The 11,408-nt window shown below is 41.6% G+C and carries 11 protein-coding genes; all 11 read left to right on the top strand.

Translation table 11 applies throughout. The features are described from left to right. The first annotated feature begins 171 nt into the window (after nucleotides 1-171). Complete coding sequence (pfkA, locus tag BM146_RS05575; RefSeq protein ID WP_022775861.1) at nucleotides 172-1,140, top strand: 6-phosphofructokinase; 969 nt, start codon at nucleotides 172-174, stop codon at nucleotides 1,138-1,140. A 121-nt stretch (nucleotides 1,141-1,261) separates the two neighbouring features. After that, complete coding sequence (locus BM146_RS05580) at nucleotides 1,262-2,065, top strand: TrmH family RNA methyltransferase (protein WP_074885575.1); 804 nt, start codon at nucleotides 1,262-1,264, stop codon at nucleotides 2,063-2,065. Nucleotides 2,066-2,070: 5 nt separating this feature from the next. Further along, entirely contained in the window at nucleotides 2,071-2,865 is a 795-nt protein-coding gene (proC, locus tag BM146_RS05585; RefSeq protein WP_074885579.1) for a pyrroline-5-carboxylate reductase, read from the top strand. A 120-nt stretch (nucleotides 2,866-2,985) separates the two neighbouring features. After that, nucleotides 2,986-4,098, top strand: a complete 1,113-nt coding sequence (locus tag BM146_RS05590; RefSeq protein WP_074885582.1) for a cell wall hydrolase — start codon at nucleotides 2,986-2,988, stop codon at nucleotides 4,096-4,098. A 117-nt stretch (nucleotides 4,099-4,215) separates the two neighbouring features. Further along, nucleotides 4,216-5,208, top strand: coding sequence for an ornithine carbamoyltransferase (gene argF, locus BM146_RS05595; protein ID WP_074885585.1), 993 nt, complete (start codon nucleotides 4,216-4,218; stop codon nucleotides 5,206-5,208). Between the two features lie 2 nt (nucleotides 5,209-5,210). Next, complete coding sequence (locus tag BM146_RS05600; RefSeq protein WP_074885588.1) at nucleotides 5,211-6,083, top strand: biotin--[acetyl-CoA-carboxylase] ligase; 873 nt, start codon at nucleotides 5,211-5,213, stop codon at nucleotides 6,081-6,083. A 75-nt stretch (nucleotides 6,084-6,158) separates the two neighbouring features. Then, on the top strand, nucleotides 6,159-6,974 hold the full coding sequence (locus tag BM146_RS05605) for a type III pantothenate kinase (protein WP_074885592.1): 816 nt from the start codon (nucleotides 6,159-6,161) through the stop codon (nucleotides 6,972-6,974). A 13-nt stretch (nucleotides 6,975-6,987) separates the two neighbouring features. Further along, entirely contained in the window at nucleotides 6,988-7,446 is a 459-nt protein-coding gene (locus tag BM146_RS05610; protein ID WP_242949347.1) for a DUF6145 family protein, read from the top strand. A 131-nt stretch (nucleotides 7,447-7,577) separates the two neighbouring features. After that, nucleotides 7,578-8,552, top strand: coding sequence for a tRNA dihydrouridine synthase DusB (gene dusB / locus BM146_RS05615; RefSeq protein WP_074885595.1), 975 nt, complete (start codon nucleotides 7,578-7,580; stop codon nucleotides 8,550-8,552). 162 nt (nucleotides 8,553-8,714) lie between these two features. Continuing rightward, a complete protein-coding gene (gene greA / locus BM146_RS05620) occupies nucleotides 8,715-9,200 on the top strand; it encodes a transcription elongation factor GreA (protein WP_022775872.1) in 486 nt (161 codons plus the stop codon). 276 nt (nucleotides 9,201-9,476) lie between these two features. Then, nucleotides 9,477-11,042, top strand: coding sequence for a lysine--tRNA ligase (gene lysS / locus BM146_RS05625; RefSeq protein ID WP_074885599.1), 1,566 nt, complete (start codon nucleotides 9,477-9,479; stop codon nucleotides 11,040-11,042). Nucleotides 11,043-11,408 lie beyond the last annotated feature (366 nt).

Raw genomic sequence — 11,408 nt, forward strand, 5'->3', positions numbered from 1 at the left:
AGCAGACAATATGATAAAATAATTAGTGAAAATGTTAAAAAAAGCTGAAATAAGAAACGTTTCCATTGCAGATTTAAAATAATTGCGCTAATATATTCTAGAAAAAATGTCATAAATTTATCAATATTTATTTGTGTTTAGGTATTGCATTTTAGGAATCGAGGAAATCATATGGCAAAGCAGATAAAAACAATCGGCGTATTAACAAGTGGTGGTGACGCACCTGGAATGAATGCTGCTATCAGAGCAGTTGTTCGTAAGTCTTTAGCTAATGGTCTTAAGGTTAAGGGTATCAAGAAAGGATACATGGGTCTTCTCAATGAAGAAATCATTGATATGGACAGAAGAAGTGTATCTGATATCATCCAGCGCGGTGGTACAATTCTTGGAACTGCACGTTGTATGGAATTCACAACACCTGAGGGACAGGCTAAGGGAGCTGAGATCTGCCGTAAGCATGGTATAGATGGAGTTATCGTTATCGGTGGTGACGGTTCATACAGAGGAGCTCAGAAGCTTTCACAGCAGGGTATCAATACAGTAGGTATCCCGGGAACAATCGATCTTGATATTTCCTGTACAGATTACACAATCGGATTTGACACAGCTATAAATACAGCTATGGAAGCAATCGACAAGATTCGTGATACATCTTCATCACACGAAAGAGTTAGTATTGTAGAGGTTATGGGACGTCACGCAGGTTACATAGCTCTTTGGTGTTCAATTGCTAACGGTGCTGATGATATCCTTCTTCCAGAGAAATATGATTACAATGAGCAGCGCATCATTGATAATATCATTGATAACCGTAAGAAAGGTAAGACACATCACATCATCGTAAATGCTGAAGGTATCGGACATTCAACATCAATGGCCCGCAGAATTGAGGCTGCTACAGGCCTTGAGACAAGAGCATCAATTCTTGGTTACATGCAGCGTGGTGGTAGCCCAACATGTAAGGATCGTGTATATGCTTCTATGATGGGATGCTATGCAGCAGATATTCTTGCAGCAGGCAAGACAAACAGAGTAGTTGGATATCGCAATGGCCAGTTCGTTGACTACGATATTGACGAAGCTCTTGCAATGAAAAAGAATATAAACGAGTACATGTACGAAATCGCACGTATTCTTTAATAGCATATTTGATAACAGATTGATTCAACGGCGGATTTTTTATATCCGTCGTTTTTTTATCCTTTGTTTGTTGTGTTATACTATATACACTAATCGGGTATATGGAATAAGAGGAAAGATAATGATAACAAGTACTAATAACGATAGAGTAAAACAGGTAGTGGCTTATGTGCAAAAGAGCAAGGCCCGCAAGGACGGAGACGTATTTGTCATTGAGGGTATGAAAATGCTCAGAGAGGCGCCTGTTCTTCAGGTAAGAGAAGTGTATGTAACGCAGAGATTTCTTGATAAAGCCACTGAGGAAGATAAAGAGATTCTTTGGAGATATGGTGCAGAGGAAGTGGCAGATGATGTCATGAAGAAAATGGCAGATACCCAAACGCCTCAGGGAGTTCTGGCGGTGATTTCCCAGTACCATTATTCAGAAGAGGAAGTTTTGGAAGGTTATAATAAAGATGATGAAGGCGCAAAACCGCTCATCCTTATTCTTGAGAACATTCAGGATCCAGGAAACCTTGGAACAATGCTTCGTTCAGGTGAAGGAGCCGGTGTTACCGGAGTGATCCTCAGCAAAGGCTCGGCTGATATCTACAATCCAAAGGTCATCAGATCCACCATGGGCTCAATTTTCAGAATGCCTTTTATATATGTAGAAAGCCTTCCTAAAATGATAAAAAAACTTTCTGCAAATGGTATCAATACTTATGCTGCGCATCTTAAAGGGAAAAAGAGCTATGATGAATTTGACTATACAAAACCATCAGCTTTTTTGATAGGAAATGAAGGAAATGGCCTTACAAAAGAGACTGCGGATGCAGCAACAGAGTACATTCTTATTCCAATGAAAGGTGAAGTAGAATCAATGAACGCTGCAACATCAGCAGCAATACTTACATTTGAAGCATCCAGACAAAGAAGGGGGTAATTAAAATGACAATTGGTTTTATCGGACTTGGAAACATGGCAAAAGCTATGATCGGAGGCATTTTAGCCAAAGGACTTATGGGACCAAACGAGATCATAGGAACAGCAGCAACTGAAACCACAAGAACAAAGGTCGCAAACAAGTACGGAATTCAGACAAGAAGCTCCAATGAAGCAGTAGCCAAGGACGCAGATATCATCATCCTTGCAGTAAAGCCGCAGTATCTCAAGGTTGTTATCGCAGATATTATGGACACAGTAGATGATAGCAAGATCATAGTAAGCATCGCTGCTGGTAAGACCATCAACTGGCTTGCAAAAGAGTTTGAGAAACCGGTTAAGATCATAAGAGTAATGCCTAACACTCCTGCTCTTGTTTTGGAAGGCTGCTCTGCAGTCTGCAGAAACGATCTTGTTACGGACAATGATTTCCATTTTGTAATGGAACTTTTGGAGAGTTTTGGAAAAGCCTATACAGTCCCTGAATCCATGATGGATGTAGTAGTTGGAATAAGCGGTTCATCACCTGCGTATGTATTTCTTTTCATAGAAGCAATGGCAGATGCTGCAGTGGCAGGAGGAATGCCAAGAAAGCAGGCCTACGAGTTCGCTGCGCAGTCTGTTCTTGGAAGTGCAAAAATGGTTCTTGAAACAGGCAAACATCCCGGAGAATTAAAGGATATGGTATGTTCTCCTTCCGGTACAACCATTGAGGCTGTACATGTCCTTGAGAAGGAGGGATTTAGAGGAACAGTTATGGATGCAGTCCAAGCCTGTATTGAAAAAAGTCGTAATATTTGACAAAATATCATATGTTTGTTAATATCTCTTTCAGAGTGTTTTCGACTTGGTAACAAGTTGAAATATTTTCGTAACATTTACCCAGGCGTTCGCTAGGGTAGCAAAGAGGAAAGCAAAGATATGAAAAAAAAGCTAGAGTTATCCCGTGGGATAATGAGACTTATCATGATTTGCGGTCTCATCTTAGTTCTATTTGATTCCCATGTGATGACGGTACATGCAGTTGGCGGAGCAAACAGTATTTCTGTTTCTGCAGGCATTTCTAACATTGTTAGTCCGATTGCACCTTTGGGAATTGATGTGACAGCTACAGAAGTAAAGGTGGCGGCAAGTGTTGAGAAATCTTCAGAAGCGAGTTCTGCTGCATCATCAGAAGAGACTGAGTCAACTTTAGTTATGTCCAATGTTGGCAAGGCTATGAATGTAAGAGAAGAGCCTTCAGAGGACGCACAGAAGGTCGGAGTTCTCTATAAGGACTGCGGTGGTAAGATTCTTGAGAGGAAAGATGGCTGGACAAAGCTTCAGTCAGGTGATCTCATCGGCTGGGCCAAGGATGAGTATCTTTTATTTGGAGAAGATGCTGAAAAACTTGCATCTGATGTAGGCAAGCAGCTTGTGACAAGTCAGAGCAGTGCTCTGAATGTTAGAAGTGAGGCTTCAGAGGATTCAGAGATAATCGGAGTTCTCGGTGAAAAAGCCTTCGTAGATATGATGGAAGATCTGGGAAATGGTTGGATCAGCGTAGACTATAATGATGAGACAGGATATGTTCAGTCAGAGTATGTCACTACTGAGTTCAAGATTGACCAGGGTGAGACAATAGCAGCAATCAAGATTCGTGAAGAGGAAGAAAGAAAAAAAGCCCTCACGAAGAATACCGGAGCTGTTAGTGCAGATGCAGATGAAGTTAAGCTTCTTGCAGCGCTTATCCAGTGTGAGGCAGGTAATCAGCCTTATGAAGGACGAGTTGCGGTAGGTGCGGTGGTTATGAACCGTGTCAAGAGTGGAGCTTATCCTAGCAGTATTTACAGTGTAATCTACGCATCAGGTCAGTTTACACCTGCACTTAACGGAACAGTTGCCAAGGTATACAACAGTGGTAAGATTTCTGATACAAACTATCAGGCAGCTCAGGCAGCCATAAGTGGTGAAACAACTGTTGGAACAGCCCTTCACTTCAGAAGGATAAACGGAAGGGATGGTATTGTTATCGGAGCACATGTATTCTGGTAATGCATAACAATTGAATATTTATACAAAATCATTCACATAAATGAATATTTATGCTAATATATAAGGGATTGCAGTAGCAATCCCTTATACTATTTCCCACAGAACGGAGGATGAGATATGAATTTATTTGGACGCGACTTTTTGAAACTGTTGGACTACACACCTGAGGAGATTCTTTATCTTATTGATCTTGCAGCAGAGCTGAAAGAGAAAAAGAAAAATGGTGTACTTACAGATGTCTTAAGGGGCAGGAACATAGCTCTTATTTTTGAAAAGACCAGTACCCGTACCAGATGTGCTTTTGAAGTAGCTGCTCACGATCTTGGAATGGGATCGACATATCTTAATCCAAACGATTCTCAGATTGGGAAAAAGGAAAGCATCGCAGATACCGCCAGGGTTCTTGCAGGAATGTTTGACGGAATTGAGTATCGTGGTTTTGATCAAGAGATAGTTGAGACTATAGCAAAATACAGCAAGGTGCCTGTATGGAACGGACTAACCAATGAGTTCCACCCGACACAGATGCTTGCAGATGCACTGACGATAAAAGAGCATTTTGGAAAGCTTTCAGGAATACATCTTGTATATATGGGCGATGCAAGATACAATACAGGTAACTCATTAATGGTTCTGTGTGCAAAACTCGGAATGCATTTCACTGCGGTATCCAATAAGAAGTATTTCCCATCGGAAGAACTTGTTAAGACCTGTCAGGAAATAGCAGTACAGACAGGCGCAGTAATTGATTTTTCAGAGGATCCATTGGAGGGAACAAAAGGGGCAGATGTTATTTATACAGACATCTGGGTATCTATGGGGGAGCCGGATGAAGTATGGGAAGAGAGAATAAAAGATCTTGAACCCTACCGCGTAACTATGGATATTATGAATAATGCAGGTGAAAAATGTGTATTTATGCATTGCCTTCCATCATTCCATGATCTTAACACAGGCATTGGTAAGGACATAAAGAATAAATATGGCCTCGATGAAATGGAAGTAACTGACGAAGTATTTGAATCAGACAGATCTATCGTTTTTGAAGAGGCAGAAAATCGTATGCACACTATCAAAGCAGTGATGTATGCTACACTAAAGGAAGCCTGAAAATGTTAACTAAAGAAAATATTGAAGGGCAGCTCCATACAAAATGGGCTGCCCGTAATCTTGTCTACAAGGAAGTAACAGATTCAACAAATAATGATGCCAAAAAACTGGGCGAAGAAGGCGCACCACATGGAAGTCTTGTGGTAGCTGACAAACAGACAGTCGGTAGAGGATCACGTGGCAGAAGCTGGGAGACACCAAGCGGAACAAATATCGCTATGAGTCTTATGATAAGACCGGATGCTCCACCTGAAAAGATTTCCATGTTGACCCTTATAATGGGGCTTTCAGTTGCTGAGGGCATAGAGAACGCAATCATTCAGGCCAAAGATCAGCAGATTGGCAAAAGAACTGACGTTGATATATCAAGACAGCTTCTTTCTGAGGTGAAAGTTTTTCCTCTGATCAAATGGCCCAATGACGTAGTCATCGCAGGTAAAAAGATCTGCGGGATCCTCACCGAGCTTCACATGAAGAGCGACAACACCATAAATGATGTGGTCATAGGCGTCGGAATAAATGTCAATATGAGAGATTTCCCTGATTCCATAAAAGACATAGCCGGGTCCATCCTTTCTGAGACAGGAATCATGACAGACAGAAATGCGGTTATTGCTCATTGCATGAAATGTTTTGAAGATAACTACGAAAAATATAATAAGACTTTTGATATGTCTCTTTTAAAAGAGCAGTATGAAAAGAGACTTATTAATATAGATAAACACGTTAAAGTGCTTGACCCAAAAGGCGAATATGAAGCTGTCGCACGAGGTATTACCAATGAGGGAGCCCTTATAGTTGTTACCGGGGATGGAAAAGAGCACATAATAAACGGCGGCGAAGTCACAGTCAGAGGACTATACAGCTACGTGTAAAATGCAGCTAAGATGATTATAGGTTGGTCAAATAAACAATTGATTGATAATGATATTCTTCTATAGGAGAAAGAAATGATTCTTGTAATTGATGTTGGAAATACAAATATTACGTTTGGCGTATATTCAGGGGAAAAGCTTGTTACTTCATTTAGAATGATCTCACAGATTTCTCATACATCTGATGAATATGGGCTTAACCTCATATCTCTTTTGAACCTGAACAATATTAAAAAAGAAGATATTGAGGGCGTAATGATCGCAAGTGTTGTACCGCAGGTCATGCATGCTCTGGTGAATTCTATTCTGAAATACCTTGGCAAAAAGCCATATATCGTTGGCCCGGGAATCAAGACAGGAATCAAAGTTAAGATCGACAATCCAAGAGAAGCCGGTCCAGACCTGATCGTAGATGCGGTTGCCGGTTTTGAACTATATGGCGGCCCTGTACTTGTCATTGACTTTGGAACAGCAACTACTTATATTATTGTAAATGAAAAAGGCGAGTTTTTTACCGGAGTGGTATCGCCTGGAATCAGAATATCAGCAAAAGCCCTCTGGGAAGACACAGCTAAGCTTCCTGAAGTAGAGATCAAGAAGCCTGAGAGCATCCTGGCTAAAGAGACAATCTCCAGCATGCAGGCTGGACTCATCTACGGACAGATTGGCCAGACTAAATACATTGTCAATGAGATGAAAAAAGCTTCCGGCTATACCGACATGAAGGTAGTTGCAACGGGAGGCCTTGGCAGGATTATTGCTGATGAAACAGAAGAGATAGATGTCTATGATCCAACCCTTACACTCAGGGGACTTCAGATTCTTTACGAGAAAAACAGAAAGAGCAAACCTCAGCTTCGTGAATTTGAAGACGGTGACAGACCGGAATAATTGGAGTTAAAGAATGAGCGCACAGGATTTTGAAAAAGAATACAAAAAAGAATTTGAGGAAAAAGAAGACCTTAAAATAGATGAAATGCAAAAGACCAATAAGGGCAGAATATTCGAAGAGGCAGCAGGCGGAAGGATAGTTCTCTGCGGAGCCAATGCCTATGAGCAGAAATACTATTTTAATCCCTTATTTAAGGAGATTCCTGAAAGCATTAAAAAAGAGCTGAATATTATCAGTGTTCTTTTTACACAGGAAGCAGGAGGAATCTTCACGATCGTATTTGAAGAGGATGGAAATATCAGTATCGAGACAAACGCTGATGAAGAGGACATCACATACGACGAGATCACAGCAGGTCTTTTGGTAGGAGAAGTAAGAAGAAAGAGACAGGACCTCTTCGAGGCACTTGGACTCTACTACAGGATCTATGTTCTTCATGAGAATCCGGCTGATATCCTGGATGAAAGCTGAGATAGCAAATCTATGATTTGCGTGAACGAAGCTTGTTCTGGCGAGCAAAGCGAGAGCAGAACTACATTAGATTGAACGAAGCTTATTCTGGCGAGTAAAGCGTGAGCAGAACTACATTAGATAGGAGAAAGATGAGCGGATACGGCAAGTTACAGATTGGAAGCGTAACCCTTGATAATAATATAATACTCGGACCAATGGCAGGTGTATCAGACCTGCCTTTTCGTCTGTTATGCAGAGAAATGGGCGCTGGTCTTGTATGTATGGAAATGGTAAGTGCCAAGGCCATTACCTATAAAAATAAGAACACCGGAATGCTGATGGATATTCATGAGGACGAACATCCGGTATCTCTTCAGCTCTTTGGCTCAGAACCAGAGGTCATGCAGCAGGCAGTAGAGATGATAAAAGACAGACCTTACGATATCCTGGATGTAAACATGGGATGTCCTGTTCCGAAGGTTGTTGGAAACGGCGAGGGCTCAGCTCTTATGAAAAATCCGGAGCTGATACAAAGGATAGTAGCTGCACTTGTGCAAGTTTCTGACAGGCCTGTCACTGTGAAGATAAGAAAAGGCTTTAATGATAAGAGCATAAACGCGGTTGAATGCGCGCTGGCTGCTCAGGAAGGCGGAGCGGCAGCAGTTGCAGTTCACGGAAGAACCAGAGAACAGTACTACTCAGGGCAGGCCGACTGGTCCATCATCAGACAAGTAAAAGAGGCGGTTAAGATCCCCGTTATCGGAAATGGCGATGTGGTAGACGGAGAGAGCGCAAAGAGAATGTTTGATGAGACAGGGTGCGACGGCGTAATGGTCGCAAGAGCAGCTCAGGGCAATCCATTTATATTCAGAGAGATAAAGAGCTTTTTTGAAACAGGAACGACTTGTCCACGCCCGACCAATAAGGAAATCTACGATACCGTCATAAGACATGCGGATCTGCAGCTTAAGTACAAGGGCGATTACATCGGAATTAGAGAGATGAGAAAGCACGTTTCCTGGTACACAACAGGAATGACGGGAAGTGCCAAATTCAGGAATCAGATAAACCAGATGGAAGACATGGATTCCCTAAAAAAAGCCTGTGCAGAAATAATGCTTTAAGGCAATTATTAAATGTTTAGAAAATTGTCTAAAATAGTGTTTATGTTTCATTGACATGAAAACTTATAGACTGTATAATGGCAAAGTTAAAAGTAGCTTGTTTAGCAAATGCTTTTATATAGATTTATTATTCAATCTTTATGAAGGGTAGGGAATATCATAATGGAAGAAAAGAAAAACATATTAACTTATGAAGGACTTAAAAAGTATGAAGATGAGCTTCATGAGTTAAAGGTAGTTAAGCGTAAAGAAGTAGCTGAAAAGATCAAGGAAGCCAGAGAACAGGGCGACCTTTCTGAGAATGCTGAGTATGATGCAGCAAAAGACGAACAGCGCGACATCGAGGCTAGAATCGAAGCTCTCGAGAAAATCCTTAAGAACGCAGAAGTCGTTGTAGAAGAGGATGTAGACCTCAATAAGATCAGCATCGGTTGTAAAGTTAAGATCCGTGACCTTGAGTTCAATGAGGATCTTGAATATAAGATTGTAGGTTCATCAGAGGCAAACAGCCTTAAGGGTAAGATTTCAAACGAGTCACCGGTTGGAAGAGCTCTTATCGGTGCTAAAAAAGGACAGACAGTTTCTGTAGAGACACAGGCTGGTGTTCTTAAGTACAAAGTACTTGGAATTGAGAGATCAGAGAACTGATAAAACTATCAGACTCTGAGTATTGCAGAGATGTAATTTATGAGCCAGCGGTCAGAAGACTTGCTGGCTCTTTATATCGCAGGGCCGCTGGAAGGAATGTTTAAGCTAAAACTGACCGGCGACTTGCGGGAGAGTAGAGTGTGATTCCATCTTCACTACTCGATTATAAACTTAATCAGATTTTTGGATTGCAAGTGGGTAAGTTGTATTGATATTTCTTTTACCCGATCAGTAATCAAGAATATAGCATGTACATGTTCATAAGGAGGAAGTAAAGTGGCAGATAATAATCAGCAGAACAACAATGCACCACAGGAAGACGTTGGTCGTCTTCGTCAGGTTAGAAGAGATAAGCTTTCTGAGCTTCAGGCAGCAGGAAGAGATCCTTTCAAGATCGTAAAATACGATCAGACACATCATACAAAGGAGATCAGAGACAACTTTGATTCATTAGAGTTTGTTCCTCCTGTAGACGAAGAGGGTAAGGCAGTAGTAGTTCCTCTTTCTGATATACCTTCAGAGAAACTTGTTTCACTTGCAGGCCGTATGATGAGCAAGCGTGTAATGGGTAAGGCTTCTTTTGCTAACCTTCAGGACAGAGATGGCCGCATGCAGCTCTACGTTTCAAGAAATGATCTTGGAGACGAGGCTTATGCTGATTTCAAGAAAATGGATATCGGTGACATCATCGGTGTTAAGGGCTTTGCTTTCAGAACAAAGACAGGTGAGATCTCAGTTCATGTTAAGGAGCTGGTTCTTTTATCCAAGTCTCTTATGCCACTTCCTGAGAAGTTCCATGGACTTACTGATACAGAAATTCGTTACAGACAGAGATACGTTGACCTCATCATGAATGAAGATGTTAAGGAAACATTCAAGAAGAGATCAGCTATCATCAGAGAGATCCGTAACTTCCTTGCAGACAGAGATTTCATGGAAGTAGAGACTCCTATGCTTGTTGAGAATGCAGGTGGCGCAGCTGCAAGACCATTCTTCACACATTACAATGCTCTTGATGAAGAGAGAAAGCTTCGTATCTCACTTGAGCTTTACCTCAAGAGACTTATCGTTGGCGGCATGGAGAGAGTATTCGAGATTGGCCGTGTATTCAGAAACGAAGGTACAGACACAAGACATAACCCAGAGTTCACACTTATGGAGCTCTATCAGGCATATACAGATTATGAAGGTATGATGGAACTTACAGAGAGCATGTTCCGTTACCTTGCAGAGAAGGTTTGTGGCACAACACAGATTCCTTACGGCGACAATATCATTGACCTTGGAAAGCCATTTGAGCGTCTTACAATGAACGACGCAATCAAGAAATACGCAGGCGTTGACTTCGATACAGTTAAGACTGACGAAGAAGCTAAGGCAATTGCCAAAGAGCGTGGTGTAGAATTTGAAGATCGTCACACTAAGGGTGACATCATCAACCTCTTCTTCGAAGAGTTCTGCGAAGAGAAACTGATCCAGCCTACATTTATCATGGATCATCCTCTTGCAATTTCACCTCTTACCAAGAAGAAACCTTCAGATCCTGAGAAGGTTGAGCGTTTCGAGCTCTTCATCAATACTTGGGAGATGTGTAACGCTTATTCAGAGCTTAACGATCCTATCGATCAGCGTGAGCGTTTCGCAGCTCAGGATGCTAACGCAGCTGCCGGCGACGAAGAAGCAGAGCACACAGATGAAGACTTCCTCAACGCCCTTGAGATTGGTATGCCACCAACAGGCGGTATCGGCTACGGTATCGACAGACTTTGCATGTTGTTGACTAACAGTGCAGGTATACGTGATGTGCTGCTTTTCCCGACCCTAAAATCTCTTGATAAGTAAACCTCAGTATTCATGCGGGTTTGCGGAGATTTTTGATTTAGAATTTTTTTAGAACACTTAAATACATCTAAAATCATAATTGCTCTGAAATCCAGTGTTTATGCGGATTTCAGAGCAATTATTCTGACAACAATTTATTTGTTTGACAACATTTTGACCACACCTGATCAATGCAGCCCAGTATCGGCGCGGCATTTGGTGTGGCAATCTTTTAAATTTCGGCGCGGATGCGCTATCAGTGAGTCCTATTCACGGACTACTATTCCATTTTTGCTTTTTAGAGGGATTTATTCTACGGTAAAGAGCCATCTTATCCGTACAAATGGCGCAGGAAAAGCTCTTTTGGCAGATGAAGTACGGATAAAA

Origin of the sequence: Butyrivibrio proteoclasticus (assembly GCF_900115735.1) — a bacterium.
In the GTDB taxonomy this organism is placed as follows: Bacteria; Bacillota; Clostridia; order Lachnospirales; family Lachnospiraceae; genus Butyrivibrio; species Butyrivibrio proteoclasticus_B.

What these genes read in the sequence shown, in the direction of transcription:
- pfkA (WP_022775861.1), top strand. Translation starts at nt 172, where the DNA reads ATGGCAAAGCAGATAAAAACAATCGGCGTATTAACAAGTGGTGGTGAC.
- BM146_RS05580 (WP_074885575.1), top strand. Translation starts at nt 1,262, where the DNA reads ATGATAACAAGTACTAATAACGATAGAGTAAAACAGGTAGTGGCTTAT.
- proC (WP_074885579.1), top strand. Translation starts at nt 2,071, where the DNA reads ATGACAATTGGTTTTATCGGACTTGGAAACATGGCAAAAGCTATGATC.
- BM146_RS05590 (WP_074885582.1), top strand. Translation starts at nt 2,986, where the DNA reads ATGAAAAAAAAGCTAGAGTTATCCCGTGGGATAATGAGACTTATCATG.
- argF (WP_074885585.1), top strand. Translation starts at nt 4,216, where the DNA reads ATGAATTTATTTGGACGCGACTTTTTGAAACTGTTGGACTACACACCT.
- BM146_RS05600 (WP_074885588.1), top strand. Translation starts at nt 5,211, where the DNA reads ATGTTAACTAAAGAAAATATTGAAGGGCAGCTCCATACAAAATGGGCT.
- BM146_RS05605 (WP_074885592.1), top strand. Translation starts at nt 6,159, where the DNA reads ATGATTCTTGTAATTGATGTTGGAAATACAAATATTACGTTTGGCGTA.
- BM146_RS05610 (WP_242949347.1), top strand. Translation starts at nt 6,988, where the DNA reads ATGAGCGCACAGGATTTTGAAAAAGAATACAAAAAAGAATTTGAGGAA.
- dusB (WP_074885595.1), top strand. Translation starts at nt 7,578, where the DNA reads ATGAGCGGATACGGCAAGTTACAGATTGGAAGCGTAACCCTTGATAAT.
- greA (WP_022775872.1), top strand. Translation starts at nt 8,715, where the DNA reads ATGGAAGAAAAGAAAAACATATTAACTTATGAAGGACTTAAAAAGTAT.